The sequence below is a fragment of the Tardiphaga sp. P9-11 genome (assembly GCF_008329525.1).
Classification (GTDB): domain Bacteria; phylum Pseudomonadota; class Alphaproteobacteria; order Rhizobiales; family Xanthobacteraceae; genus Tardiphaga.
The window spans coordinates 1,082,483-1,107,122 of record NZ_NPKQ01000001.1; the positions used below are offsets into that span (position 1 = coordinate 1,082,483).

The following is a 24,640-nucleotide window of genomic DNA, read 5'->3' on the forward strand; positions in this document are numbered from 1 at the left end:
CATGGTTGGTGTGTTTCCGTGCTGGATGGCCCGTGCGATGATGGTGCTCGCCGGCCTTTCCACCTGTTGCGTGATCTCGCTGTCATCGGCGCATGCCGGCGATTGGCGCGACACCGGACTGAAGCCGATCAATGACCGGCTTGCCGAATGGGGTGTGGCGTTGTCAGCCACCTATATCGGCGAGGCGCTCGGCAATGCCTCTGGCGGCATCCGGCGTGGTGCGGTCTATGAGGGGCGATTCGATTTTGGCGTCGATGTCGATCTCGACAAGGCGGTCGGCTGGAGCGGCGCGACCTTTCACGCCAATGTCTATCAGATCCACGGCAACGGCTTGTCGCGCGACTATATCGGCAATCTGATGCTGGTCAGCGGCATCGAGGCGCTGCCGGCGACGCGGCTCTATGAATTCTGGATCGAGCAGTCGCTGTTCGGCGGCAAGCTGCTGGTGAAGGTCGGTCAGCAACCCTCCGATATCGAATTCATCGATAGCAAATACGACGATATCTTCGTCAACTCGGCGCTGGGCTGGCCCGGCATCACCGGCGTGATCCTCCCGGCTGGCGGGCCATCGCCGCCGCTTGCTGTGCCGGGTGTTCGCTTCAAGGCCAATCTGTCGGACGCGTTCACGGCCTATCTGGCCGTGTTCAATGGCAGTGCGGCTGCGCCCGGCCCGAATGATCCGCAAATCGCTAACGCGCACGGCCTCGCATTTCGCGTCAACGATCCGCCGTGGATCATTGGGCAGCTGAAATATAGCTACAAGCTCGGGCCGTCCGATCTGCCGGGATCAATCACCGGCGGCGGTTGGGTGCATCTGGCCGAATTCGATGATGAGCGCTGGACCGCACAGGGCCTGTCGCAGGCCGATCCGGCCGGCACCGGCGAGCCGTTGATGCGGCGTGGTAATCGCGGTGTTTTCGCCGTTTACGAACAGCGGCTCGCCTTCAGCACACTCGGGCCTGACAAGGGCATCGGTTTCTTTGCACGCACGTCGATCAGCCCGTCGGATCGCAATCTGATCAGCTTCTATCTCGATGGCGGCATTCAGGTGTCGGGTTTCTCGGCAGAGCGGCCGGAGGATAAGTTCGGCATCGCCATGACCTATGCGCGCATTTCGGAGGGCGCGCGCGGGCTTGATCGTGACGTGCAGCTTTTCACCGGCATTCAGTCGCCTGTTCGCGATTTCGAAGCCGTGCTGGAAATAACCTATCTCGCTGCGGTCGCTCCGGGTGTCGCGGTGCAGCCGGTGTTTCAATATGTGATGCATCCGGCTGGTGGCGCCGTCGATCCCAACGACGCCACGCAGACGAAGCGCATCAAGGACGCCGCTGTGTTCGGCGTCCGCACCACCATCAATTTCTGAAACGTCTCAACAGGCAGCTTCGGCCGGCGTCTTGCTCAGGCCTGCAGCGGCGCCGGCAATCATCTCATAGGACTTCAGCCGCGTGGCGTGGTCGTAGACGTCCGAGACGATCATCAGCTCATCTGCGCCGGTCTCCTCGACCAGCGCAGCGATTCCGGCGCGCACCGTTTCCTTCGAGCCGATGATCGAACGACGCAGCATCCCCATCGCCTGCATCTTCTCGGCCGGCGACCAATAGGTCTCGATGTCGTCGATCGGCGGCGCGCTCAGCCCGCGGGTGCCCCGGAACATGTTGGTGAACGACATCTGCTGCGTGGTCCACAACCGCTTCGCTTCCGCGTCGGTGTCGGCGGCGATGATGTTGACGCCGACCATCGCATGGGGCTTCGTCGACTGTTCGGAGGCTTCGAAATGCTGGTGATAGATCTGTAGCGCCTGCAGCAACTGGTCGGGCGCGAAATGCGAGGCGAAGGCGTAGGGCAAGCCGAGCGCCGCGGCGAGCTGCGCGCCATAGGTCGAGGAGCCGAGAATCCACAGCGGCACGTCGGTGCCTGCGGCAGGTACGGCCTGCAGGCGCTGGTTTGGGCCGGCCGGGGCGAAATAGGCCTGCAGTTCCTGGATGTCCTGCGGGAAATTGTCTGAATTCTGAAGCGAGCGGCGGAGTGCTCGCATGGTCATCTGGTCGGTGCCGGGTGCGCGGCCGAGGCCAAGATCGATACGGCCGGGAAACAGCCGCGCCAGTGTGCCGAACTGTTCGGCGATGACGATGGGGGCATGGTTCGGGAGCATGATGCCGCCGGCGCCGACCCGAATGGTCTTGGTCCCCGCCGCGATATGGCCGATCACCACCGAGGTCGCCGCGCTGGCGATGCCGATCATGTTGTGATGCTCGGCCACCCAGAAACGCTGATAGCCCCATCGCTCCGCATGGCCGGCCAGATCCCGGGAATTATCGAGCGCGCCGCGCGCGTCGGTGTCCTGGGTGACGCGGACGAGGTCGAGGATAGACAGTGCAGTCATGACGGAGCTCCCATTGCCCTCGGCATGTGGGCATGGCGGGGGCGGATTGCCAGCCGGTTGCGCGACCGGCATGGCAGCCCGGCGTTACCCCCGAGCGGTCAGGTCAGACCCGCGTGGAAGGCGCGGACGATCGCTGCGCATTCGGCCGGTTTTTCCATCTGCATGAAATGTGAGGCATCCTTCACCGTGGTAAAGGAGAAGCCGCCGTCGCGCGCGAAGGCACGCTCCATGTCGACGAACGGGCTGGTTCTCGTCTTCGGTTCACCGGCGACGAGCTGCACCGGCAGCCTGACACTGCACATCCGCTCCCAGGCGCCCGGGAGATCCTGCATGGTGAAGATGCTGGCCTCGAACTCCCTGGCGCAGGCGAGTTCATAGAGCTGCCTGTCGTCGTTCCAGCGCAGCGTGGATGCGGCGAGTGCCTGCAGTCCGGCATCGTCGACGCCGGTAAATGCCGAGCTGCGGTGATAGGACTCGAACAGCTCCTGTACATTCGGAAAGGTGGTGCGACGTTGCGCGGCGCGTCCGGCTAGCCTGTCATTTTCTGTGCGGAAACTCTGGAACTCCGGATAGCTCGCTGGCGGCGTCGCCGGCGGCTCGAAGCCGACGATACCGATCCACGGCGTCTCATATTCGGCGGCATGCAGCAGGGTCGTCAGTGCGCTCATCGAATGAAATGCACCGAGGCTCGGCGCCGCGCCGAGTTCGCGGGTGATCCCTTGCATGATCGCCTCATAGTCGCGGATAAGCTGCGGCCAGACATGCGGGATGGGCTGGCGATACGGACTGCTCCGACCGTGATGACGGAAGTCGAACACCACAGTCTCGTAGTCATCCGTGAAGAGACGCCAGAAGCTTTGAAAGGCATCGATGGCGAGACCATTGCCATGGCTGCAGATCACGCGCGGGCCTTGCCCATAGACGCGTACGCTGGCTGTGGCGCCGTCTTCGAGCAGAACCTGAAAAGCGTGCGTCTCGGCCGCAAGGGCCGGAGCGGAAGGCGCATAGTCCATATGGGGGTGAATCCGTTATATTTCGGAGCAGAAGGCGAAGCTGTCGCATGCTTGGCCGGACCGCAGAGTCTAAGAGACTTCGCTGCTCACCGTCAGTTCGTATGCAGATGCAGGTTACAAAGCGCGGCGGGGCGGTTCAAGCCACAGCAGGTCATACCAGCTCAGCTGGAACGCCGGACGATCGCCACGCGCCCGTCGAGCGGGATCGTCGCGTGCCCGTTGGTTACCGGCACGCGCCGCCAGTCGGCGCTATCATTCGGACGGTTGAACGAGAGCGAAGTGGCCGGACCATCGACGGCGATATCGATCGGCTCCGTGGGCAGCGAGATGTCCTCGGCCTTCTCCACATTCCAGCAGCGCACGGCGCGCCACACCGCAAGCAGCGGTTGTCCCTGCGCATCCTGAAACGCGATATGCCGCAGGTCCGGTGCCGTGGATGCCACGCGTAGCGGCAGATCGTTTTTGGCGCGGCGTGCGCCTTTTAATGCGGACAGGAGATTCCGGATCGCATGGTAGCCGGGCTTCGGCGAGCCGTCATTGCGGACGAGGCCCCAATGATGCTCTCCGTCGTCGGGATCGGTACCGCCGTCGAAAAATTCGTAGAGGAATGTCCGGAGAATGCCGAGGCGGAAGTTGTTGAGCAGCAGCCGCGGCAGATAGATCGCCGCCGCTGTCTCCGAAACGCCGGAGGTGCCGGGCTTCACGACGTTGCAGTAGCCGCATTCGGTTGCCAGCGCGGGCGCGCCGGGTTTGAACGCGTCGCGCATATTGTGCAGATACCACGACACTGCGGCGTAATCGTTGGTTGTTTCCGGCTCTTGTGCCTTCTGCACATAGGAGTGGATCGCGACGGCGTCGCTGAACTGCGCGGCCGGGCGCAGCAGCGCGACGTCGGCGGGCTTCCAGTTGATCACGCTGGGCGACAGCAGCGGCAACTCCGCCGCCGCATATCGCGCGCGCAGCGCAGCGTGCACCTCGCGCTGATAGTTCACGACGACATTGCTCCAGCCCGGCTTCGCCAGCGGCAGCGACAGGAACCAGTCGCTGTTGCCCTCGTTCTGGCCCTCCATCGCCGAGATGCGCTCGATGCCCAGTGCGGCGAGGTAAGTCATCATCTCCGGCACGGTGTTGGTCGCGGGCGATACCACAAGATTGAACAGGATGTTCGAGCGTTTGTTCAGTGTGCGCCAGCGATCGAGATCGTTGCTTGGCCTCAACTCGTCGCGCAGATGGCGAATGCCACTGGCCGCGAGCAGATCGTGAAACCGGTCGAAATGACTCGCATATGGCTCGCTGCTGATATGCACATTGACGCCGACACTGTCGGTAAAGGTGTCTGACGGGCCTGGAAGCGGCAGGGCGGCCAACGGACCGGAGCGCAGCATCATCGATGCTGCGCCTCCCGTCAGGATGGCTCGTCTGCTCAGGCTGGGCATTTCGATCTCGCACGCTTGAAGCCCCGGTGAGGCCTCGGGGCAATCTGGATCTGTTAGACTTAATAAACCGCCGAGCGACAAGAGATGTTCTCGTCAGCGATCAACCGAATCGGTCCGCGGGCCCGCAGGATCACCATCATCGCGGCAACGAACCACTGTACGCGCTCGCAAAAACGTGAGCTACGACATCCCTCGGCCTGTCGGCTTCGGCTCGTCCCGTGCGTCTTCCACTCAGAGAGCGCTAACGTGGAGACCAGAAATGTCCAATTTTCACTATCGCTGGGTAATCGTCGCCGCCGGCGGCCTTCTGGGCTGCGTCGCGATCGGCGGCATGTTTTCGCTGCCGGTGTTCCTGCAGCCGATCGCGCGGGACACCGGCTGGTCAGTCACCGGTATATCCAGCGCCATGACAATTGGCTTCCTCGCAATGGCTGTCACCAGCATGATCTGGGGCACCTTGTCCGACCGATTGGGGCCACTCCCGGTGGTGTTGACCGGGTCGGTCGTGCTCGCGTCAAGCCTGGCGCTGGCGAGCCTGGCGACATCTCTGGTCGCATTTCAATTTATCTTTGGGCTGATGGTCGGCGGCGCCACCGCCGCTATCTTTGCGCCGATGATGGCGACGGTGACCGGCTGGTTCGATACGCATCGCAGCCTGGCCGTCTCGCTGGTTTCGGCGGGGATGGGCATGGCGCCCATGACCATGTCGCCGCTGGCGGCCTGGCTCGTTTCGAACCACGATTGGCGCACCTCGATGCAGATCGTGGCCCTCGTCGTGGCCGCGATCATGATTCCAGTCTCGCTGCTGGTGCGCCGCGCGCCGGCGCTGGAGGGCGCGCCTGCCGCTCCGTCCGCCGAGCCGGTGCAAGCAGAGATGTCGCGCGCGCAGGCGCTACGCTCGCCACAGTTCATCATCCTGCTGCTGACGAATTTCTTCTGCTGCGCCACGCATTCCGGGCCGATCATCCATACTGTGAGCTACGCGATCAGCTGCGGCATACCGATTGTCGCCGCGGTCACGATTTATAGCGTCGAAGGTTTGGCAGGGATGGGCGGTCGTATCGCCTTCGGCCTGCTCGGTGACCGTTTCGGCGCCAAACGTGTACTGGTCCTTGGCTTGCTCGCCCAGGCGTTCGGCGCGCTCGGTTTTATCTTCGTGCGCGAGCTTGGCGGGTTCTACTCCGTGGCGGCGGTCTTCGGCTTCATCTACGCCGGCACCATGCCGCTCTACGCCGTTCTCGCGCGCGAAAACTTTCCGCTGCGGATGATGGGCACAGTGATCGGCGGAACGGCCATGGCCGGCAGCCTTGGCATGGCGACTGGACCTCTCGCCGGAGGTTTGATCTACGACGCGTTCGCCAGCTACGCTTGGCTCTATATCGGCTCCTGGATCATGGGGCTCGGCGCTTTCCTGATCGCAATGACATTCAGGCCGATGCCGGTTGCGAAAGCGGAGCCCCGGCCCGTGCCGGCGTGAGGACAAATCTTCGAGTCGTCATTTGCGGGTAACGCGCTTTTTTGGAATATAGCCCGTCGTCAACGGATTATCGCTGATGAACTACTGGTGCTTCAGCCGGTGTTGAATTAAGGCGCCAAGTTATTGTTGTTCGGACGAACGTCGCTCGCTATTAATTGGGGTTCAACGGAATCCCACGGCTATCCTGATCAGACACGGTGAAGGCGACCTTCCGCGTCGAGCCATTTCGTTTGTTCGGCAAAGTGCGCGCGCACATCTGAAAGCGACCTGTCGGCGTGCGCAAGCGCAAGACCTCTCTCCCGGGCGTCGCTCGGTGTCATTGCAAAGCGCGCGCGGAAGCCGCGCAGAAACTGATCGCTGCTCGAAAAGCCAAGGTCATAGGCGATTTCTGTAATCGGGCGCGATGGGCTGGCAGATCGCATGAGCTCACGATAGGCGGCCTCCAACCGTCTTTCACGCACCAGCTTGGCTACGCCGCCATCGGAAGAAAACATCCGGTAGAGATGAGCGCGTGAAACGCGGAAACGGCGCATGAGCAAAGCGGGACCAAGATCCGGCTCGGTGAGATTCGAGTCGATGAACTCCAGCATGCGCCGTCGCAGTACCTGCGCAAGCAACGGGTCGCCTACTGTCCCCTCGGGATCGCGCCGCGCGATCCCCGAGGCAAGCAGCTCAATCGCCGCCTCTTCGATGGCCAGCGTGTCAGTGCTCTCCATGTCTGGCGCCGTGTCAAACAGGCTGACAATGAATTCGGAGAGAAGCCGGGTGACCGGATCGCCGGCCTTGAGCACCACGCCGTGAAGGCTGCGGCCGCTTGCTGCCTTGTCGATCTGCTCGCGCGGCAGGGTGATCGACATGGTGGAGCCAGCACATGCAGAGCTTGTGAATGTGCGGGCAAGATCGAAGACGCAAATGTCGCCGGGTTTGACCGATATCGCTTGACCGCCGCAGTCGCCTTCAAGTGCGCCAGCAACGAATAACTGAATCAGATACTGATCGAGCCCGCTTTGCCGAATGATACGACGGTCACGGCTATAGTGCTGTCGGTTGAAACTGGTCGGGCCGATCAGCAGCGTGCCCGCGGTGCGCACGCGGACCGAGCCTTCGAGCGTGGAAACACTGTCGTCCACACTCTGCGTGGTCTCAAAGTATGGCCGTGTGATCTCGCGCCAGACTTCGGTGCGAAGACTTGTTTCGATCATATCCGTCGAGAGAAACAAATCGTCCGGTATGATGGAATGCCCTTCTTCCGGCTCACCATGCCGCGCATTGTGACTACGATAACAGAGGTGAATCAAACGTAAAATGATTCGCTTCGATTTTAGCTCTGCACCTTCGCATACGTCCGTTGCCGTCACGTGACGACGGGGCGTCGCCCGGTTGAAATGCAGCGCTCGAACAAATGAGACAGGACGCGGAGCGCATACCTCGTATTCGTGTGTATCTCGTCGCGCCGCGCGTGTGGCGATTGTATCGGTGCGGTCGCAACGTCCCGCCGTTGAAAATGCAAGCGGGCTGGAATGAAGGGGCTGGGAATTGAAAGTTTCGAGTGGGCGGGCATGCGCATCTTCGCGACGTTTAGGCTTTGTTAAGACTCGGAAAAGTGGCCTTCTTGCGGGAGCGGCCCTCGCTGCCTTGATGACGTCGCTGGTGACGCCTGCCTTCGCCGCGGACATCACCCACGCGCCAAATAACAGCTGGGACTTAACGACGGGATGGGTCGGTGGCGTCGTGCCGGGGAAAAACGATCGCGCGATCATCACAGGCGGCCCGGCGACCATTCTCGTCAACGGTCCTTGGACCGACGTCCAGGACTTCGGCTCATTCTGGCTCACATCGACTGCGACTCTGAGCAACTTCAGTAACGCTTCGATGCACGCTATACGCTTCTATGGCACCGACGGCATCGCTGCGCTGAACGAGAGCAGCAGGACTGTTGGTTTTTTCCAGAGGACCATCCTCGCTAACGACCTGATCTTTCGTGCATCCAATGCCGCGGGAGGCGGATTCAACTGGACCGTAGGCAGCGTAATCGCAGGCGCATGGGTCGGGATCGACCTCGCAGGCCACACCGCGACCTTTGACACCGTCAATGCCGTGAATACGATGACTTTCAGCAGCACCTCCATCATCCAGGGGGCCGGCAATATCATCAAGACTGGCGCAGGCACGCTGACGATCAACAATGTCAGCCAGTACACCGGCAGCACGACCATTGACGCCGGCACGCTGGCGCTGACCGGGGGCGGCAGCATCGCGTCGTCAAGCGGACTGCACAATGACGGCGTGGTCGATATCGCGGCGACCACGGCCGGTGCGTCGGTTAAAACCCTGTCCGGCACCGGCGTGGTCAAACTCGGCGCGCAAACACTGACGCTGACAAGCGCACACGACACCTTCGCCGGTATTATTCAAGGTACCGGCGGGCTGACGCTTACCGGCGGAACGCAAACCCTGAGCGGAGCGAACACCTATAGCGGCGGCACCATCGTCTCAGACAGCACGTTGGCAGCAGGAGCTGCCAACGCCTTCAGTTCGGCCTCCGCTCACACCGTTCTGAGCAGCGGCACACTCGCGCTCAACGGCTTCAACCAGACCCTCGTATCGCTGGACAATGCCGGCCTTGTGACATTCGGCAGCGCGCCGGGCACGACGCTGACGGTCACCGGCAACTATGTCGGCAACGGCGGCATCCTTAACCTCAACGCCAAATTCGGTGGCGACACCTCCATGACCGATCGTGTTGTCGTGAACGGTAGCACCTCCGGCTCAACCACTTTGAGAGTCACCAATCTCGGTGGTGGTGGCGCGGCGACCACCGACGGCATCAAGATCGTCGATGTCGTCGGCGCTTCCAACGGTGCGTTCACCCTGCAAGGCGACTACACCTTCTACGGGCAGCAGGCCATAGTCGCCGGCGCCTATGCCTACACGCTGCAGAAGAACGGCGTCACAATACCGACGGATGGCGACTGGTATCTGCGCTCAAGTCTGTTCAATCCTCCGCCCGCCGCTCCATCCGGCCCGATCTATCAGCCAGGTGTGCCGCTCTATGAAGCCATGCCGCAGGTGCTGCACGCTCTGAACGGCTTATCGACGTTGCAGCAGCGCGTCGGCAATCGCTATTGGGACACCAGCGCTGACGGTGGAGAAGCGGCCTCACCCGGCGGTGAACCGATGACGGAGCGGAGTGCATTCTGGGGCCGCACGGAAGGCTCTTACGGCAGCTTCAAACCGACCAGTTCGACCACCCTGAGCGGCACCAACATCGGACAATGGAAGGCGCGCACCGGACTCGATGTCCAGCTTTACGTCAATCAGGACGGCACGTTGATCGGCGGCGTCACCGCACACTTTGGCACCGCCATCGCTGATATCCGCTCCAAATACGGCGATGGCCGCGTCAGTGCCACCGGCACGGGCTTCGGCGGAACGCTGACCTGGTATGGCGAGAGCGGCTTCTATGTCGACGGTCAGGCGCAAGCCACTTTCTTTAACAGCAATTTGAAATCGGACGTGTTTGGCCGTGACATGGCGAACGGGATCGGTGGCGTCGGCTATGCAACGAGTATCGAGACCGGCAAGCGGTTCGGCGTCAACGGACCCTGGGCGCTGACACCGCAGGCGCAACTGGTCTATTCGGCGCTTGATGTAGACTTCGCGGACAGTTTTGCCAACAAGATCTCGCTCGGCCGCAGCGATAGTCTGAACGGCCGGCTCGGTGTTGCGCTTGATCATCAGCGGAACTGGCGCGATGCTCGCGGCGAGATCACTCGCGCCAACGTCTATGGTATCACAAATGTGTACTACGAGTTCCTGGATGGTACGCGCGTCGATGTGGCCGGAACGAACTTCACGGGCGGCTACGAAAAGCTTGCGGCGGGTTTCGGATTCGGCGGCACCTACAACTGGGGCAACGACAAGTACACGGTTTATGGTGAAGCGCTGGTCAAGACCAGTTTCAACGATAATTATAGCGTTGGCGGCACGGCCGGATTCCGCGCGAAGTGGTGACAGACGAACCAGCCATATGTCGGGATAGTGATTGAAATTGCATAACAATTTCAATTTTATCTGAGTTCTCGTTTTTTGTTCTGAATAGCGCGGCGATTTTTCCAAATCGCATTGCATGGCGTGTCAAAACGGCTCGACGCCAGACGTCGATGATCTGGTGGCGTGACGATTCCGCGCCTGCTGATCCTGAATGCTCCGCTTGATCTACGGCTCCGGCGGTGAGCTGCTTTATGCCGCTGGTTTGGTTGCGAGACCATAAGCACCCCGCTAGGTTACCCGGCGTAACAATCACCACGATGAGAGTGCTCATGAGCCCGCGCGAACGTCTCGATCAGTTGCACCCGGAAATGGCGGCATGGCGCCGGGATTTCCATGCACATCCGGAAATTGGCTTCGAGGAGGAGCGCACCAGCGCGCTCGTGGCGGAGCGTTTGTCGGAGTGGGGCATAGAGGTGCATCGCGGCTTCGGCGGCACCGGTGTGGTGGGCGTGATCCGTGGCCGCCATCAGGCGGTCGGCAGCAACCGGGCCATTGGTTTGCGCGCCGACATGGACGCGCTGCCGATGGACGAAGGCAATGGCTTCGATCATCGCTCGCAGAATCCAGGCCGCATGCATGCTTGCGGCCATGACGGTCACACCACCATGCTGCTCGGGGCGGCCAAGTATCTTGCCGAGACGCGCAATTTCGCCGGCACCGTGCATCTGATCTTTCAGCCGGCCGAAGAAGGGCTTGCCGGCGCCAAGGCGATGATGGACGACGGGTTGTTCGAGCGTTTCCCCTGCGATTCCATCTATGCGATCCACAACAGCCCGGACATGCCGCTCGGCACCGTCAAGGCGCTGACCGGCACGGCGCTGGCGGCGATCGACTATTTCAAGGTGACGCTGCGCGGCCGTTCCTCGCACGGTGCGCATCCGCATCAGGGCATCGATACGGTAGCCATGGCCGCACAGGTGGTGAATGCGCTGAACGCGATTCCGTCCCGTCAGGTCGATGCACTGGAATCCGCCATCATCAGCATCGGCCAGATCCATGGTGGCACCTCGGACATCGTTCTGCCCGAGACGGTGGAGTTACGCGGCTCGGTACGTACGCTCAAGCCCGAGGTACGCGAACGCGTGGAGGAGTTGTTCATGCGCGCGGTGACGCTGACTGCGCAAGCCTGCGGCGGCACGGCGGAGATCGAGTATCGCCACGCCTATCCGGCCACGATCAACACGGCCGACGAGACGGTGCGTGCGGCAGAAGCCGCGGCGGCGGTGCCGGGCGTCACTGAAGTGCTGCGCGAAGGCAATCCAATTCTTGCCGGTGAAGATTTCGCGTTCATGCTCGAACGCAACCGCGGTGCCTATCTGATGTTCGGCCAGCGCGGCGCGGACAAAGGCGGCGTACCGGTCCACAATCCCGGTTATGATTTCAACGACGATCTGCTGCCGATCGGCGCGAGCTATCTTGCCGGGCTGGTGGAGCAGGAGCTCGCATAAACCGCAATCATCGTGATTTGAGCGGTCCGTCTAGGCCGCGCCACTCTTCGGAATGGTGCGGCCGATGACGCGCAGAAGATCGGCACGGACCGATTCGATGTGACGCTCGAGGAAACGGCAGGCGTCGTCGATCTTCTGGCTGCGGCACAGCGCGATGAGCTCGGCGTGTTCCTTCTCGGCGATGCCCATTGCGGTGGTGGTCGAGAGTTGCATGCGCGTATAGCGATCGCTGGTTTGCAGCAGCGCCATCACGATCGTCTGCGTGCGCGGTTGCCGCGCATGGACATACATCGCCATGTGGAAGTCGGCGTTGAGTTGACCCCACGCGCTGATGTTTCCCGCAGCGATCGCGCTTTCGAAGCGGCGCTGGATATCGTCCAGCGCGGCGAAGTCGTTGTCCGCAAAATAGGGGGCGGATTGCGCCAACATCCGCGGTTCGAGAATGATGCGGAGATCGAACACGTCGTTGATCTCGTCGAGCGACAGTTCCGAGACGATGGCGCCCTTTTGCGGGACGATCTTCACCAGCCCTTCGGCTTCGAGCTGGAACAGGGCTTCCCGCACCGGGATTCGGCTCACACCATAGGCCTCCCCCAGCGCGTCCTGGCGCAACTGCGCGCCGGCCGGGTGGGTACCGTCGAGAATCGCCTGCCGGAGCTGATCGGCGATCATGGCCGACAGGGTGCGGTGCTTTAACGGCGCGCTCATTGATTTATCGAGCCTTTTCTCCGGCTTTCGCCCGGATTGATCTCGGATGTCACTCCGTCTTCGCTGTCGCACAAAAAATCCTCAAGCCGTGAATTTGTGCAAATCAGCGTTTGACAGAGAAAATGTATAAATTATACGATCTGAAAATCATATCACAATCGTGACAGTTGGGGGCCGTTGATGAGTGACCAGACGATGTCGACGGCCCCAGCCATGGGGGCCCGCCGGGTCATCATGGCGGCGTCCTCCGGGCTGCTCGCCATCGAGCGCGTAGCCCTCATGGGCATGATGTATCTGCTGACGGCGTTGATCCTGGTGAACGTCGTCACCCGCTATTCGCACTTCCCGATCTACTGGATCGACGAGTCCGCGGTGTATTCGGTGGTCTGGCTGACCTTCATCGGCGCCTCCGCGATGACCCGCCTGCGGCTCGATTTCGCGGTCACCATGATGACCGAGCGTCTGTCAGCCAAAAGCCAGCGGATATTCAAGATTATCGCCACGAGCATGGTCGTCGTCTTCGGCCTAGGCCTGATCGTCACCTGCATCCTGTGGATGGACCCTGTCGGCATCGTGAGCGCCGGCTTCGACGCGAAGAAATTTGCCGGGCAGACCTTCAACTTTCTCTACACCGAGCGCACCCAGACGCTGAACTGGCCGACATGGTTGCTCTATCTGACGCTGCCGATCTTCGCCGTGTCGATCACCATCCATGGGACGGCTAATCTGCTCGAGGATCTCGGTCTCGTCCCGCGGTTGCCATCCAAGGGCTTCCAGCTCTCCGAACTCGACGGGGTGAACTGACATGATCACCCTCGGCGCCTTTATGGTCATCATGCTGGTCGGCGTGCCGATCGGCCTTTGTCTCTGCCTCGCTGGCTTCGTCTACATCATGGCATCCGGCAATCCGGTGCTGTTCCAGTCCTATCCGCTGCAACTGTTCGGCGGCGTCGATAGCTACGGCCTGATTGCGATTCCGCTGTTCATCCTGATCGGCGAGATCATGAATGGCGGCGGCATCACCAAGCGCATCGTCGATATGGCGATGGCGTTCATCGGCTCGCTGAAAGGCGGCCTCGCTTACGTGAACATTCTCGCCAACATGTTCATCTCCTCCATTCTGGGCTCGGCGACCGCGCAGGTCGCGATCATGGCGCAGATCATGGTGCCGGAGATGGAGAAGAAGGGCTACGATAAGACCTTCGCGGCAGGCCTCACGGCCTATGGCGGCATGCTCGGGCCGATCATTCCACCCTCGGTGATGTTCGTCGTCTACAGCGTGCTGGCGCAGGTGTCGGTCAGCGACATGCTGATCGCCGGTATCATTCCCGGCGTCATCCTCACCGTGATGTTCTGCGTCGTCATCGCGCTGATGGGCTATGTCTATAACTATCCGCGTGCCGACTATCAGACGCCGAAACAGCGTATCGCGACCATCCTGCGGACGTCTCCGACGCTCCTCATTCCCATCGTCATCGTCGGCTCCATCCTTGGCGGCTTGGCGAATGCGACTGAATCCGCGGCGGTCGGCGCTGTCGCCGCTGCGCTGGTCGGGCGATATTGGACCAAGGAATTCCAGTGGTCCCAGCTGCCGCAGATGATGCTGCGCTCGGGCATCTATTCGGCCATCGTGCTGTTCCTCGTTGCCGCGGCTGCCGTGTTCTCCTGGGTTCTGATCTTCGGCAAGGTGCCGCAGGAGACCGCGGCCTGGATCCAGACCGTTGCCAAGGATCCGATCAGCTTCATGCTGATCTGCAACGTCATCCTGCTGGTCATCGGGACGGTGATCGACGGCGTGCCCGGCCTGATCATGACCGTGCCGATCCTGCTCCCCGTCGCCACCGAGATCTATCACATCGACCCGCGTCACTTCGGCGTGGTTGTCGTGATCAACCTCGTGCTTGGCCTGCTGTCGCCGCCGGTTGGGCTCTGCTTCTTCGTCGCTGCAGCCGTCACCGGCGCCAAGCCCGGCAAGATGTTCATGGTGACGCTGCCGTTCTTTTTCATCTCCTGCATCCTCTTGGTGCTGCTCTCGCTCTATCCGTATCTGTCTCTCGCCCTCATCAAGTAACACATCAACTTCAGGAGCCTCCGTCATGACCATCTCACGTCGTCGCTTCCTTGCTGCGTCAGCAGCTGCATCGGTGTTCTCGGCGCCGTCCCTCGCATTGGCGCAGGCCAAGGAGCTACGTCTCGGCCTGATCACACCGAATGGCCATTCCTGGAACAAGGCTGCACTCAAACTTGCCGATCAGCTCAAGGAAGAGACCAAGGGCCGTCTGACCATGACGGTGTTTCATTCCGGTCAGCTCGGCAATGAGGCAGCGATGATGCAGCAGTTGCAGACCGGCGCGCTCGATATGGGCTTCATCCAGGCGGCCGAGCTTGGCTCGCGCGTGCCGCATATTGCTGCGATCAATGCGCCTTACATCGTGCGCTCGACGCCGGCCGTGGCGAAATTCGTGCGTCATCCCGCGGCTGTCAAACTGTTCGACGTGCTGCCTGCGGAAACCGGCACCATCGGCCTCGGCTGGGGCATCACCGGTATGCGCGCGGTCTTCGCGGTCAAGGATCTCAACACCCTCGCCGACATCAAGGGCATGAAGCTGCGTATCAATCCGACCCCGGTCTATCGCGACTTCTATTCGTCGCTTGGCGCCGCGCCGACGCCGATTCCAACGCCGCAGGTGTTCGACGCCATGTCGAATGGCCAGGTCGATGGTCTGGAAGCCGATCTGGAATTCTCCTGGAACCAGCGCTTCGACAAGGTGTCGAAATCGATTCTGCAGATGAACGCCGTCTTCATGCCGATGGCCGCCGTCGTGTCCGGCCGCGTCTGGCAGTCGCTGCCCGCCGCCGACAAGGAGCTGATTACCAAAGCCGTGAAGTCGACTCTCGATGCGCAGATCGACGAATTGGCTGCTGGTGAGCCGGCACTGATCGAGAACTTCAAGGCAACGTCGGTGCCGGTGCGTCAGGTGGCCGTCAAGGACACCGAAGCCGTGATCGCCGAATTCGACAAGATCTGGCTGCCGAAAGCGCCGGTGCTCGCCGAGCTGCGCAAGGTCGGCGCGACGCTCTGATCCTCTAATTCTCGCCCATTATCCTCATCAACCGGCGCGCTACGCGCGCCGGCATTACACGGAGTTTTGCCATGAGTCCTCGCATTTCCTGGGAAGGCGTCTTCCCGGCTGTCACCACCCAGTTTCATGACGACCTGTCGCTCGATCTCGATGCCACCGCCAAGGTCATGGATGGTCTGATCCGCGACGGCGTGTCCGGCCTGATTATCTGTGGCTCGGTCGGCGAGAACACCTCGCTGGAGCGGAAGGAGAAGGTCGCGATCATGGAGACGGCCAAGTCAGTCGCGAAGGGCCGCGTACCCGTGCTCTGCGGCATCGCCGAATTCACCACGGCCTTCGCCGTGGACACCGCCAAGGAAGCCGCGCGCGTTGGCATCGATGGCATCATGGTAATGCCGGCATTGGTCTATTCGTCCAAGCCGCATGAGACTGCCGCGCATTTTCGTGCGGTGGCGACCGCGACCGATCTGCCGGTCATGCTCTACAACAACCCGCCGATCTACAAGAACGACGTGACCCCCGACATTCTCGCCACGCTGGCCGATGTCGAGACGGTGGTGTGCTTCAAGGATTCCTCAGGCGATACCCGCCGCTTCATCGACACCCGCAACATGGTCGGCGATCGCTTCGTGCTGTTCGCAGGCCTCGATGACGTCATCGTCGAGAGTGTGGCTATGGGTGCGGTCGGCTGGGTGTCCGGCATGTCCAACGCGTTTCCGCGCGAGGGCGAGACGCTGTTCCGTCTGGCCAAGGCCGGCCGGCTCAATGAAGCGATGGCAATCTATGAATGGTTCATGCCGCTGCTGCATCTCGATGCCCGTCCCGACCTCGTCCAGTGCATCAAGCTGTGCGAACACATCATGGGCCGCGGCACCGCTTTGACGCGTCCGCCGCGCCTGGCGCTGCTGCCGCATGAAAAGGCGGAAGTGGAGGGGATGATGGCCAAGGCGCTGCGTCACCGCCCGACGCTGCCGGATGTCGGCCTCAAGGCAGCCTGACGCTCGGCGATCGCTACTATTGAAAGTTCAACGGCGCGTCAGTCATGGCGCGCCGTTATCTTATGTGGCGATGTGTTCACGGTGCCAGAGTCTGATCCGGAATCGTTGAAGCGAATAGCAGCGCTCTGCCTGGCGATGCGACTCCGTGCCTGCGGATCAGGTTCTAAATATCTTCGTCGTCGCGATCGCGCTTCGGCGTGGCGATATCACCGTCTTCCTCGTCGTCCTCAGGCCGCGGTGCCGCGGGCTTAGGCTTCTTGGGATCGTCCTTGGCCGGTTCGTCGTCGCCGGGTCGACCCACTCGTCCGCTCATCGTTTCCCCCGCAGGATCACTTGCGTTGACCTCATTCTGACCGTGATTGAAGCAGATATTGACGTAATCCCGCAATTGCCCTGTGCTTTTCCGCATGACCGTGTAAACGAGGGCTAATCCTGCCCGATTCAAAATCTGGCCAATCCATTTCTGGAGTGACGATGAAAAAGCCGAAGTTAGAGCTCGACGAACCGCAGGCGCGCAAATTCATCCGCGCCGACAGGGCGCCGACCGAAGGTTATTCACTGGTGGTGGATGGCCATTTCAAATCGCATCACGATACGGTCGAGGCCGCAGAGGAAGCCGGCATGAAACTGAAGAACCAGTTTCAGATGCTTCAGATTCAGGTTTACGATTCCGCGACCAAGACCCGCACCATGATCGAGTGGCCGGCGCCGACCGCGGCCTGAGATAGATCAGGCCCTGCGAAAGCAGGTCCTGCGACAGTCAACGTTTGCGATAATCAGGTCCTGCGACCGCCGCTGCGCTGATCGGCAAGCCACGCTGCCAGAGCCTGCGCTTTTTCCGCCGATTTGCTCGACGATGTCTTGCCGGAAGACGTCTTGCCTGAAGAAGTTTTGCCCGATTTTGCAGTGGCCTTCTTTTTGGCCGGAGCGGGGGGCGATGCGGCTTCGCGGGCAAGGCGCATGGCTTTCAATCGGGCCATGTTGTCGAGAACCGCTTTGGCCGCGGCGTCGCGTTCGGATTTCGTTGCTTTGTCGTCAGTTGGCATCAGCTCGTTTTCTTTTTTCTGGTAGCTTTCGGCTTTGGCTCGGGCGGGTTAGCCAGCTCTTCGGCTTCCCGGGCTAGGCGAAGCGTGCGCAGCTCTTCGGTCCGCTTGCGGATGGCAACATCAGCCGCTGCAATCTCGGCCATGGCCTTCACGCCTTCAGCTTCCTGCGCCGCCTTGCGTGCGAGCCGGATTTCCTTCAGTTCAGCAGGCGTCTTCTGTTGTTCCTGTTCGGTATCCATCAATGCCTCAGGTTGGCTCCGCGCGATCGGCGCGCAGCGAATTTTGTGTCATTGTTATCACATACATATAGGAAGCGGCACCCCTGCTGCCACCTAACTGGCCGCTGCGGTTAATCGCTTTGGGCCGGAAATGCGGCGAATTGGACGCGAATGAGGCCAGGTTGCGTCTGACGGGCCTTCCTGAGACAATCCGGTGGTAATCCGGACTGCAAGAATCTCCATGATCCGCACACTGTTCAACGATGGCGCCGACAACCTGCGCGGCCGCATCATCGCCATCTACGCCATTCTGATCCCGGCCAATGTGCTGGCCTGGATATGGGCCCTGATCGCCTTCCGTGACCAGCCGGTTCTGCTGGGCACCGCGCTGCTTGCCTACACGTTCGGCCTGCGCCATGCCGTGGATGCTGATCATATCGCGGCCATCGACAATGTGACGCGCAAGCTCATGCAGTCTGGCAAGCGGCCGTTGTCGGTGGGCCTGTTCTTCTCGCTCGGTCATTCCACCGTGGTGGTCGTGGCTTCGATCTTCGTGGCGCTGGCCGTGTCGGCGTTGCAGGACAGGTTTGCGAATTTCAAGGAAATCGGCAGCCTGATCGGCACCAGCGTTTCGGCGTTCTTCCTGCTGATCGTGGCGGTGGCCAATATCTTCATTCTCGTCTCGGTATATCGGCTGTTCAAGGCGGTGAAGCGCGGCGAGCGGTTCATCGATGAAGATCTCAATGTCTTGCTCGCGCAGCGCGGCGTCATCGGCCGCATGCTGCGCTCGGTGTTCGCTGTGATCTCGAAGAGCTGGCACATGTATCCGCTCGGCATCCTGTTCGGGCTCGGATTCGATACGGCGACCGAAATCGCGCTGCTGGGCATCTCCGCTTCGCAAAGCGCAGATGGCATGTCGATGTGGTCGATCCTCGTATTTCCGGCGCTGTTCACGGCGGGCATGTCGCTGGTCGATGCGACGGACTCGGTGTTGATGGTGCGCGCCTATGGCTGGGCCTTCGTCAAGCCGATCCGCAAGCTCTACTACAACATGATCATCACGCTGGTGTCGGTGATCGTGGCGCTGGTGATCGGCGGCGTCGAGGCCCTTGGCCTGATCGGCCGCAAGCTCGACCTGTCAGGCAGCTTCTGGGACGGCATCGAGGCGCTGAACGAAAATTTCGGCGCGCTCGGTTATCTCATTATCGCGATTTTCATCCTTAGCTGGATGATCTCGGTGATCGTCTATCGCGCTAAAGGCTATGACGACATCGAGGTTCGGGTTCACGAAGCCTGACGCAATGCGTCGCTATTTGGGCGCCATCTTCTCCAGCGCTGCGCGCTTCCACAGATCCCAGGCCCGGCCATGGATCTGGTCGATGACGCCAAGCGTTTTCTGGCTTTCCTCGCCCAGCAGATAGCTCACCGATCCGCCCAGCGCGAGCGCTTGTGACTGCAACTGTGCATTCACATTGCTGTAATGGGCGCGAAACACCGCCATTGGAATGGTGGCGGCAACGACGACGCTGCCATGGCCTCGCATCAGCGCCACACTGCGGTCGCCGAGCGTTGTGGCCAGCGCCTTGCCCAATTGTGCGTTGCTGACCAGCATATTGCTCATGCCGCGCTGTCGCGGATCTCGAACACCGGCACTTCGGGAAATAGGAATGCGCCGAGGTGGAACACTGGCCGCAGCGGCGTGCTGCTGACGCTGAAGGGAATGATCCCGGGCGAATGCGTGTGGACGACGGCTTTGACGTCCGGCCGCGCCTTGTAGATCTCGCCATGGATAAAGCGCTCGAGAAAGCTCGCGCGTCCCTTCGCATCGACGGGATTGGAATCGAGGTCGTATTCCATGATGTCGTCGGCGGTGACCAGCGCCGGAGCTAGCGAGCGTCCCATCAAATAGCGGTTGGGATCGGTCGGGTGACGCATGCTGACATGGCCGAACCCGTCGATGACATTGAGGTCGGTGAGGACGCGGTTCGCCACTACGAGGTCTTGCATCAATGCCGGATCGACGGGACCGGCAGATGTTGGTGCGGGGGCCTGCGCTGCGGTTTGTGCGGAGGCCGGTTGCAAGGAGAGTGCGAACACCATTGCCAGCAGCATTGGCGCAGCCGATCGTGTCGACGCCATTGTAGTCCTCCCCATTGCCGAACCGGCGGTTGATCCGCCGTGCTCGCTATATCATGCCGCTAATACCGGGCCGCCAGCTTTCTTCCACGCATCGATGCCGCCGTCCAGATGTGCGGCATTGTCGATCCCCGCATCCTTCGCGGCAGTGACGGCCATCGCCGAGCGTTCCCCAAAGGCGCAGAAGAATACGATGCGGCGCTTGGTGGCAATGGCGACCTCGCGCAACATGCCGCCGGGCTGCAGACTATCCGAGATCGTCGGGTAGGGCGCATGCAGCGCGCCGGACAGCACGCCGTGCTTGGCGCGCTCGCCGCTCTCGCGCAGGTCAACCAGCAGGATGGCGGGATCGCCGAGATGGGCAATGGCCTCCTGCGGAGACAGCGCCAGGCCTTGTTTCTTCAGGGTATCCGGCTTCAGCCCGACCTTCATATTGGCCGGGATGACCACATCCATCAGTTTCGGGTTCGGCAGATTGAGTTTGCCCATCAGCTCGATGTAGTCCTCCACGGATTTCACCTGCAGGCGCGGATTGTAGCGCTTCTCTTCTCCGATGGTGCTGACGGTGTCGCCCTTGTAGTCGTGTGCGGGGAACACCATGGTCTCGTCCGGCAGCTTCAGCAGGCGGTTGAACAGTGAATCATATTGTGCCCGCGCGCTGCCGTTCTGGAAATCGGTGCGGCCGGTGCCGCGGATCAGCAGCGTGTCGCCGGTGAAGACGCGGTCGCCCATCAGATAGCTGTAGGAATCGTCGGTGTGGCCGGGCGTATACATCACATCGAGCTCGACGCCCTCGATCGTCACCTTGTCACCGTCGCTGACGCGCATGGCGACGACGTCGGCCTTGCTCTGGTCGCCCATGATGGTGACGCAATGGGTGCGGTCGCGCAGCTCGGCGAGGCCGGTGACGTGGTCTGCATGAAGATGCGTATCGACCGCCTTCACGAGCTTCAGGTCGAGCTCGCGCAGCAACTGACAGTAGCGATCGACCTTTTCCAGGACCGGATCGAGGATCAGCGCCTCGCCGCCGTGGCGGCTCGCAAGCAGGTAGCTATATGTGCCGGACACACTGTCGAACAGCTGACGGAAGATCATGGGCGCACCAATTTTGCGGTCGATCCTTCTTCAGATCGGGTATTCGCCAGAATAATAACCCAATTACAGGTGTTGGGACGACCTCTTTCTTCTCTTGTTCGTGAACGCAAGTTCGGGATACTGCCCGCAGCAGTGAGGGCCTGATGGCGGAATATGTGGTCGAATTCGGCAGGGATGGCCGACGCGTGGAAGATGATGGCCGGCTCGATGCCGCAGCGTTCCATCGCAACCACGAGGCGATCTGGCGGGTTCTTGCGACTTTCCTGCAGCAGTCATGCGGTGACGTTGTGGAAGTCGGCAGCGGCACCGGCCAGCATGTCATTCACTTCGCTGGACAAACGCCCGATATCACCTGGTGGCCGAGCGACCTCAACGACGCCCATCTGAAAAGCATCGCCGCCTGGCGCGCGCATGCACAATTGACGAATGTCAGGCCGCCACTGCGGATCGATCTCTTGGATCCCGCATGGTGTCCGGAGATGGAGAACGGCACTGGCCCGGGCGCGCTGCTCGCGGTTTTCTGCGCCAATGTCGTTCACATCGCGCCGTGGCCCGTCGCGGAAGGCTTGATTGCGGGCGCAGCAAGATATCTGCGGCCGGACGGGCGTCTCTTTATGTACGGTCCGTTCAAGCGTGGCGGCAAACATACGGCCGTCAGCAATGCCGTGTTCGACACCAGTCTGCGCGACGGTAATCCTGAATGGGGCGTGCGGGATGTCGAGGATCTGGAGCACGTCGCGCAGGGCGTCGGTCTCAAGCTGGCAGACGTCATCGAGATGCCCGCTAACAATCTGATCCTGGTATTTGCCCGGCCGCCCGGATGATCAGCGCATGGTGCGTGCGCGCTGGCGTGTGTTGATCTGCCGCAGGGCGGTCGGCATAGTCGGTCCGAATAAAGGCTCCGGAACGAACCGGGCCACATCCGGGCGGATTTCCCCATGATCGACGCGGCCACCCCAGAGATTCACGATGATGCACGCGCACGTTCCAACGTGTTGCGGCTGGCGGCGGCGCAGGCGCTCGGCGGCGCCAATTCGGCTGTCATCTTCGCCACCGGCGCGATTGTCGGCGCTACGCTGGCGCCGAGCGTGTCGCTCGCGACGGTGCCGATTTCCATCTATGTCGTCGGCCTTGCCTGCGGAACGCTGCCGGTCGGCATGATCTCGCGCGCCTATGGTCGCCGCGTCGCCTTCATCATCGGCAGCGGCGCCGGCGCAATCTGCGGCCTGCTCGGCGCCATCGCGATCCTGAAAGCGTCCTTCGCGCTGTTTTGTTGTGCGACATTCTTCGGCGGCTTCTATGGCGCGGTCGCGCAGTCCTATCGTTTTGCCGCCGCCGATGGCGCCAGCGCGGCCTATCGTCCGAAAGCCGTCTCCTGGGTGATGGCTGGCGGCGTGTTCGCCGGCGTACTGGGGCCGCAACTCGTGCAATGGACCATGGATATCTGGTCGCCCTATCTGTTTGCCGCGAGTTTCGCGGCGCAGGCGGTGGTTGCCCTGATCGCGATGGCGTTGCTCTCCACGGTGGACGCGCCGAAGCCCGCGCCTGCGGACATGCATGGTGGTAGGCCGCTGCTGGAGATCGTGCGGCAACCGCGCTTCATCGCCGCCGCGATTTGCGGTGTGGTGTCCTATTCGATGATGAACCTCGTGATGACCTCGGCGCCGCTGGCGATGAAGCTGTGCGGGCTGACGCTCAGCGATTCAAATTTCGGCCTGCAGTGGCACATCGTGGCGATGTACGGGCCGAGTTTCTTCACGGGATCGCTGATCGCGCGCTTCGGCGCATCGAAGGTCGTGGCCGCTGGATTGGCGCTGGAAGCGATCGCCGCGGTGATCGGCATCGCCGGCATCAGCGCGATGCATTTCTGGGTCTGTCTCGTCGTGCTCGGCATCGGCTGGAATTTCGGCTTCATCGGCGCATCCGCGCTGGTGCTGGAGACCCATCGGCCGCAGGAGCGCAACAAGGTGCAGGCCTTCAACGACTTTCTGGTGTTCGGCCTGATGGCCGTGGGCTCGTTCTCGTCCGGCCAGTTGCTGGCGAATTATGGGTGGCCCACGGTCAATGCCGTTGTTTTCCCGCCGGTCATTCTCGGTCTGGTGGCGCTGATTATGGCCGGCTTCATCAAGCGCCGGGCATCGCAGCAGGCCGCGGCCTTTCCAGATCCGGCGGTCTAACCAAGGCGCATCACACACTTGCCGGCCTGGCGATCACGATCGCCCAAGCCGGCATTTGTGAACGACACTCTGGGACGTCCGGACGTCGTCAGACCGATCCTGTGTTTCCAGCGATCGAGGCAGCCACCAGTTTCTGGGTGATGCCTTGTCCGCTCAGCAGGCGGACAGCCGGACTTCTTGTTTCGGGAAAGATGGCCAGCAGGGTGTTTGACCCTTTCACTTCAGACCAGCCGAGCTCCTGCGCGTGAACCGCAGCACGCTGAGACACACGCACGAATGCTGCCGTCGGCTGACCGTTCTTGCCGGTCTCGATCATCAGATTTTTGAGTTCCTTATCGAGGTAGCGGATCAGGTCGGCTTTCAACGTGCCGAAATCGGCATTGCAATCTCGCAGCACCGCCGCAGCATCGGTGTCATCGACCAGTGCAAGCAACAGGTGCTCCAATGTTGCATATTGATGGCCTCTCTGGTCGGCATATTCGATAGCGCGTCGCCGTGTCGCGTGAAGCGCGGGCGAAAGCGGCAGCGTCGACAGGTCGATAAGGGCATCGGCGCTTTTCAGCCTCTTCACTGGATCGAGGGTCGCTAACAGCTTCTGCTTTTCGCTGATCGGCAGGACGATATGCGAGGCGATGACATCGGCAACCCGTCCGGGGTCGAGGGTTCTTTCCAGTGGCGGCCAAATCGGAGGTACGCGCATGTCGTGAGCCGCAACGTAGCTCTCGAATCGTTTGACTGCCTGCTGGATCAGTTCGGGCTCATCGGGAATAGGACCCTCACTCACGCCTGTAACGTCGGCTCTGTACGAGCCGGTCTCGCCTACGAAACGCTGAATCACGACGCGTTGGCGTCCCTGTGCCAGAACCCTGAGCGTGCCGTCATCAAGTCTTTGAATTTCAAGCAACTGGGCGAGAACGCCAATGTCGTAGATGTCCTCGAAACCAGGTTCATCAACAGTTTCGTTCTTTTGAATAGCAAGCACGACCTCTCGCTGCCGCTCGAAGGCATCTTTCAGAGCGAGTATCGTTTTCTCCCGTCCGACAAAAAGCGGGTAGGTCGTTGTCGGGAACGGAACGAGATCTCTCAGCGGAATGGCCGGGTAACTTGCTATTCCGGTTTGAAGCTTGATAACCGGCGTTTGCGGCGAACTTCGACCGACCTGCAGCATCGCCGACAAGGTATTCCAGTCAGCGATACCCAATATTCTCGATATCAGCTCCAGGCTTTCGCTGTGACTGATCGTGACGGCTTTGGTAGAGAGGTTTTCGCGCAGGGTCTGCGCCATAGCCTTTGCATCGCGAAAATCGCGCATCTGTTTCGTCCTTTGCATGAGCGAACCAGGAGGCATCAGGTGGTTGCGTTGCTGACC

At 61.3% G+C, this 24,640-nt stretch carries 24 protein-coding genes; 12 read left to right on the top strand and 12 right to left on the bottom strand.

What is annotated here, in order from left to right; all coding sequences use genetic code 11:
* Window position 1: 1 nt before the first annotated feature.
* Window positions 2-1,363, top strand: a complete 1,362-nt coding sequence (locus CIW50_RS04980) for a carbohydrate porin (RefSeq protein WP_246664145.1) — start codon at window positions 2-4, stop codon at window positions 1,361-1,363.
* Window positions 1,364-1,369: 6 nt separating this feature from the next.
* Here CIW50_RS04980 and CIW50_RS04985 read toward each other — a convergent pair whose 3' ends face one another.
* From CIW50_RS04985 to CIW50_RS04995, 3 genes are all read right to left on the bottom strand, one after another.
* Complete coding sequence (locus tag CIW50_RS04985; RefSeq protein WP_149530101.1) at window positions 1,370-2,383, bottom strand: LLM class flavin-dependent oxidoreductase; 1,014 nt, start codon at window positions 2,381-2,383, stop codon at window positions 1,370-1,372.
* Window positions 2,384-2,481: 98 nt separating this feature from the next.
* Window positions 2,482-3,396 (bottom strand): alpha/beta fold hydrolase, encoded by a 915-nt coding sequence (locus tag CIW50_RS04990; RefSeq protein ID WP_149530102.1) that lies wholly within the window; start codon window positions 3,394-3,396, stop codon window positions 2,482-2,484.
* Between the two features lie 161 nt (window positions 3,397-3,557).
* The gene (locus tag CIW50_RS04995) at window positions 3,558-4,832 is read right to left on the bottom strand and encodes a hypothetical protein (protein ID WP_149530103.1); all 1,275 of its coding nucleotides are present in this window, start codon (window positions 4,830-4,832) and stop codon (window positions 3,558-3,560) included.
* 259 nt (window positions 4,833-5,091) lie between these two features.
* Here CIW50_RS04995 and CIW50_RS05000 point away from each other — a divergent pair, with 259 nt between their 5' ends.
* Window positions 5,092-6,309, top strand: coding sequence for an MFS transporter (locus CIW50_RS05000; RefSeq protein ID WP_149530104.1), 1,218 nt, complete (start codon window positions 5,092-5,094; stop codon window positions 6,307-6,309).
* A gap of 188 nt (window positions 6,310-6,497) precedes the next feature.
* On the opposite strand, the gene CIW50_RS05005 is transcribed toward CIW50_RS05000, so the two are convergent.
* On the bottom strand, window positions 6,498-7,667 hold the full coding sequence (locus CIW50_RS05005) for a helix-turn-helix domain-containing protein (RefSeq protein ID WP_172980218.1): 1,170 nt from the start codon (window positions 7,665-7,667) through the stop codon (window positions 6,498-6,500).
* A 280-nt stretch (window positions 7,668-7,947) separates the two neighbouring features.
* Between CIW50_RS05005 and CIW50_RS05010 the strand changes: the two genes are divergently transcribed.
* Entirely contained in the window at window positions 7,948-10,323 is a 2,376-nt protein-coding gene (locus tag CIW50_RS05010) for an autotransporter family protein (protein ID WP_149530106.1), read from the top strand.
* Between the two features lie 308 nt (window positions 10,324-10,631).
* Complete coding sequence (locus CIW50_RS05015; protein ID WP_149530107.1) at window positions 10,632-11,810, top strand: M20 aminoacylase family protein; 1,179 nt, start codon at window positions 10,632-10,634, stop codon at window positions 11,808-11,810.
* Between the two features lie 30 nt (window positions 11,811-11,840).
* Here the strand turns inward: CIW50_RS05015 and CIW50_RS05020 are convergent, their stop codons facing one another.
* On the bottom strand, window positions 11,841-12,518 hold the full coding sequence (locus tag CIW50_RS05020; protein WP_149530108.1) for a GntR family transcriptional regulator: 678 nt from the start codon (window positions 12,516-12,518) through the stop codon (window positions 11,841-11,843).
* A gap of 180 nt (window positions 12,519-12,698) precedes the next feature.
* Here CIW50_RS05020 and CIW50_RS05025 point away from each other — a divergent pair, with 180 nt between their 5' ends.
* The 4 genes from CIW50_RS05025 to CIW50_RS05040 all read left to right on the top strand — a co-directional run bounded on the left by CIW50_RS05025 (window position 12,699) and on the right by CIW50_RS05040 (window position 16,599).
* The gene (locus CIW50_RS05025; protein ID WP_149530109.1) at window positions 12,699-13,322 is read left to right on the top strand and encodes a TRAP transporter small permease; all 624 of its coding nucleotides are present in this window, start codon (window positions 12,699-12,701) and stop codon (window positions 13,320-13,322) included.
* A 1-nt stretch (window position 13,323) separates the two neighbouring features.
* Window positions 13,324-14,589: a TRAP transporter large permease gene (locus CIW50_RS05030; RefSeq protein WP_149530110.1), complete on the top strand. Its 1,266-nt coding sequence runs from the start codon at window positions 13,324-13,326 to the stop codon at window positions 14,587-14,589.
* Window positions 14,590-14,614: 25 nt separating this feature from the next.
* Window positions 14,615-15,601 carry a TRAP transporter substrate-binding protein gene (locus CIW50_RS05035; protein WP_149530111.1) on the top strand — a complete coding sequence of 329 codons (987 nt, stop codon included), beginning with the start codon at window positions 14,615-14,617 and terminating at the stop codon, window positions 15,599-15,601.
* 71 nt (window positions 15,602-15,672) lie between these two features.
* Window positions 15,673-16,599, top strand: a complete 927-nt coding sequence (locus CIW50_RS05040) for a dihydrodipicolinate synthase family protein (RefSeq protein ID WP_149530112.1) — start codon at window positions 15,673-15,675, stop codon at window positions 16,597-16,599.
* Between the two features lie 163 nt (window positions 16,600-16,762).
* Here CIW50_RS05040 and CIW50_RS28935 read toward each other — a convergent pair whose 3' ends face one another.
* On the bottom strand, window positions 16,763-16,912 hold the full coding sequence (locus CIW50_RS28935; RefSeq protein ID WP_172980220.1) for a hypothetical protein: 150 nt from the start codon (window positions 16,910-16,912) through the stop codon (window positions 16,763-16,765).
* A gap of 161 nt (window positions 16,913-17,073) precedes the next feature.
* Between CIW50_RS28935 and CIW50_RS05045 the strand changes: the two genes are divergently transcribed.
* Complete coding sequence (locus CIW50_RS05045; protein WP_149530113.1) at window positions 17,074-17,322, top strand: hypothetical protein; 249 nt, start codon at window positions 17,074-17,076, stop codon at window positions 17,320-17,322.
* Between the two features lie 53 nt (window positions 17,323-17,375).
* On the opposite strand, the gene CIW50_RS05050 is transcribed toward CIW50_RS05045, so the two are convergent.
* Complete coding sequence (locus CIW50_RS05050; protein ID WP_246664146.1) at window positions 17,376-17,561, bottom strand: hypothetical protein; 186 nt, start codon at window positions 17,559-17,561, stop codon at window positions 17,376-17,378.
* Window positions 17,562-17,644: 83 nt separating this feature from the next.
* On the bottom strand, window positions 17,645-17,884 hold the full coding sequence (locus CIW50_RS05055; protein ID WP_172980221.1) for a transcriptional regulator: 240 nt from the start codon (window positions 17,882-17,884) through the stop codon (window positions 17,645-17,647).
* Between the two features lie 220 nt (window positions 17,885-18,104).
* Here CIW50_RS05055 and CIW50_RS05060 point away from each other — a divergent pair, with 220 nt between their 5' ends.
* Complete coding sequence (locus tag CIW50_RS05060) at window positions 18,105-19,160, top strand: HoxN/HupN/NixA family nickel/cobalt transporter (RefSeq protein ID WP_149530114.1); 1,056 nt, start codon at window positions 18,105-18,107, stop codon at window positions 19,158-19,160.
* A gap of 12 nt (window positions 19,161-19,172) precedes the next feature.
* Here CIW50_RS05060 and CIW50_RS29455 read toward each other — a convergent pair whose 3' ends face one another.
* The 3 genes from CIW50_RS29455 to CIW50_RS05070 are packed head-to-tail and all read right to left on the bottom strand — an operon-like array spanning window position 19,173 to window position 21,094.
* Complete coding sequence (locus CIW50_RS29455; protein WP_246664147.1) at window positions 19,173-19,484, bottom strand: class II aldolase/adducin family protein; 312 nt, start codon at window positions 19,482-19,484, stop codon at window positions 19,173-19,175.
* On the bottom strand, window positions 19,481-20,002 hold the full coding sequence (locus tag CIW50_RS29460) for a class II aldolase/adducin family protein (RefSeq protein ID WP_246664148.1): 522 nt from the start codon (window positions 20,000-20,002) through the stop codon (window positions 19,481-19,483). The genes CIW50_RS29455 and CIW50_RS29460 overlap by 4 nt, the downstream gene beginning before the upstream one ends.
* A 51-nt stretch (window positions 20,003-20,053) precedes the next feature.
* Window positions 20,054-21,094, bottom strand: a complete 1,041-nt coding sequence (locus CIW50_RS05070; protein ID WP_149530115.1) for an MBL fold metallo-hydrolase — start codon at window positions 21,092-21,094, stop codon at window positions 20,054-20,056.
* 143 nt (window positions 21,095-21,237) lie between these two features.
* Between CIW50_RS05070 and CIW50_RS05075 the strand changes: the two genes are divergently transcribed.
* On the top strand, window positions 21,238-21,918 hold the full coding sequence (locus CIW50_RS05075; RefSeq protein ID WP_149530116.1) for a DUF938 domain-containing protein: 681 nt from the start codon (window positions 21,238-21,240) through the stop codon (window positions 21,916-21,918).
* 114 nt (window positions 21,919-22,032) lie between these two features.
* Window positions 22,033-23,271, top strand: a complete 1,239-nt coding sequence (locus CIW50_RS05080; protein WP_149530117.1) for an MFS transporter — start codon at window positions 22,033-22,035, stop codon at window positions 23,269-23,271.
* A gap of 88 nt (window positions 23,272-23,359) precedes the next feature.
* Here the strand turns inward: CIW50_RS05080 and CIW50_RS05085 are convergent, their stop codons facing one another.
* Complete coding sequence (locus CIW50_RS05085; protein ID WP_149530118.1) at window positions 23,360-24,583, bottom strand: LON peptidase substrate-binding domain-containing protein; 1,224 nt, start codon at window positions 24,581-24,583, stop codon at window positions 23,360-23,362.
* Window positions 24,584-24,640 lie beyond the last annotated feature (57 nt).

Coding starts and splice junctions, on each gene's coding strand:
- CIW50_RS04980 (WP_246664145.1), top strand. CDS start 2: ATGGTTGGTGTGTTTCCGTGCTGGATGGCCCGTGCGATGATGGTGCTC.
- CIW50_RS04985 (WP_149530101.1), bottom strand. CDS start 2,383: ATGACTGCACTGTCTATCCTCGACCTCGTCCGCGTCACCCAGGACACC.
- CIW50_RS04990 (WP_149530102.1), bottom strand. CDS start 3,396: ATGGACTATGCGCCTTCCGCTCCGGCCCTTGCGGCCGAGACGCACGCT.
- CIW50_RS04995 (WP_149530103.1), bottom strand. CDS start 4,832: ATGCCCAGCCTGAGCAGACGAGCCATCCTGACGGGAGGCGCAGCATCG.
- CIW50_RS05000 (WP_149530104.1), top strand. CDS start 5,092: ATGTCCAATTTTCACTATCGCTGGGTAATCGTCGCCGCCGGCGGCCTT.
- CIW50_RS05010 (WP_149530106.1), top strand. CDS start 7,948: ATGACGTCGCTGGTGACGCCTGCCTTCGCCGCGGACATCACCCACGCG.
- CIW50_RS05015 (WP_149530107.1), top strand. CDS start 10,632: ATGAGCCCGCGCGAACGTCTCGATCAGTTGCACCCGGAAATGGCGGCA.
- CIW50_RS05020 (WP_149530108.1), bottom strand. CDS start 12,518: ATGAGCGCGCCGTTAAAGCACCGCACCCTGTCGGCCATGATCGCCGAT.
- CIW50_RS05025 (WP_149530109.1), top strand. CDS start 12,699: ATGAGTGACCAGACGATGTCGACGGCCCCAGCCATGGGGGCCCGCCGG.
- CIW50_RS05030 (WP_149530110.1), top strand. CDS start 13,324: ATGATCACCCTCGGCGCCTTTATGGTCATCATGCTGGTCGGCGTGCCG.
- CIW50_RS05035 (WP_149530111.1), top strand. CDS start 14,615: ATGACCATCTCACGTCGTCGCTTCCTTGCTGCGTCAGCAGCTGCATCG.
- CIW50_RS05040 (WP_149530112.1), top strand. CDS start 15,673: ATGAGTCCTCGCATTTCCTGGGAAGGCGTCTTCCCGGCTGTCACCACC.
- CIW50_RS28935 (WP_172980220.1), bottom strand. CDS start 16,912: ATGAGCGGACGAGTGGGTCGACCCGGCGACGACGAACCGGCCAAGGAC.
- CIW50_RS05045 (WP_149530113.1), top strand. CDS start 17,074: ATGAAAAAGCCGAAGTTAGAGCTCGACGAACCGCAGGCGCGCAAATTC.
- CIW50_RS05050 (WP_246664146.1), bottom strand. CDS start 17,561: ATGCGCCTTGCCCGCGAAGCCGCATCGCCCCCCGCTCCGGCCAAAAAG.
- CIW50_RS05055 (WP_172980221.1), bottom strand. CDS start 17,884: ATGGATACCGAACAGGAACAACAGAAGACGCCTGCTGAACTGAAGGAA.
- CIW50_RS05060 (WP_149530114.1), top strand. CDS start 18,105: ATGATCCGCACACTGTTCAACGATGGCGCCGACAACCTGCGCGGCCGC.
- CIW50_RS29455 (WP_246664147.1), bottom strand. CDS start 19,484: ATGAGCAATATGCTGGTCAGCAACGCACAATTGGGCAAGGCGCTGGCC.
- CIW50_RS29460 (WP_246664148.1), bottom strand. CDS start 20,002: ATGGCGTCGACACGATCGGCTGCGCCAATGCTGCTGGCAATGGTGTTC.
- CIW50_RS05070 (WP_149530115.1), bottom strand. CDS start 21,094: ATGATCTTCCGTCAGCTGTTCGACAGTGTGTCCGGCACATATAGCTAC.
- CIW50_RS05075 (WP_149530116.1), top strand. CDS start 21,238: ATGGCGGAATATGTGGTCGAATTCGGCAGGGATGGCCGACGCGTGGAA.
- CIW50_RS05080 (WP_149530117.1), top strand. CDS start 22,033: ATGATCGACGCGGCCACCCCAGAGATTCACGATGATGCACGCGCACGT.
- CIW50_RS05085 (WP_149530118.1), bottom strand. CDS start 24,583: ATGCGCGATTTTCGCGATGCAAAGGCTATGGCGCAGACCCTGCGCGAA.